Source organism: Acinetobacter sp. USHLN143, from assembly GCF_037145695.1.
GTDB classification, from domain to species: domain Bacteria; phylum Pseudomonadota; class Gammaproteobacteria; order Pseudomonadales; family Moraxellaceae; genus Acinetobacter; species Acinetobacter fasciculus.
The window spans coordinates 1-228 of the sequence record NZ_JBBCWZ010000312.1 but is presented as its reverse complement, the minus strand read 5'-3'; the positions used below and the strand labels follow the sequence as shown (position 1 = coordinate 228).

At 42.1% G+C, this 228-nt stretch carries 2 pseudogenes and 1 other annotated feature; of the pseudogenes, one reads left to right on the top strand and one right to left on the bottom strand.

The features are described 5' to 3' along the window. Positions 1-72 (top strand): annotated as a pseudogene (locus WFH18_RS18180) (type II toxin-antitoxin system HipA family toxin); the annotation flags it as partial. An 11-nt stretch (positions 73-83) separates the two neighbouring features. Here WFH18_RS18180 and WFH18_RS18655 read toward each other — a convergent pair. Further along, positions 84-228 (bottom strand): annotated as a pseudogene (locus tag WFH18_RS18655) (IS3 family transposase); the annotation flags it as partial. Continuing rightward, positions 91-188, bottom strand: a sequence feature (AL1L pseudoknot). (Overlaps the previous pseudogene by 98 nt.)

Genomic DNA, 228 nt, shown 5'->3' with positions numbered 1-228 from the left:
GGTTATGTATCGCCTTTTGAGTTTGAAGCAATGTACTATGATAAGATTAACCCGTTAGGTCAGGTGGCCTAACTTAAATAAAAAAGTCTCCGACAAACCCGGTACGGTTCATATCGATCTTTATTGTTATGGATGAAATCCACCATTATTTGTGTGGGCGGTCGAGCTCCGCCTGGGCGAAAAAAGCGGCTGCTTTACGTAGAATTTCATTGGCACGCTTTAATTCTT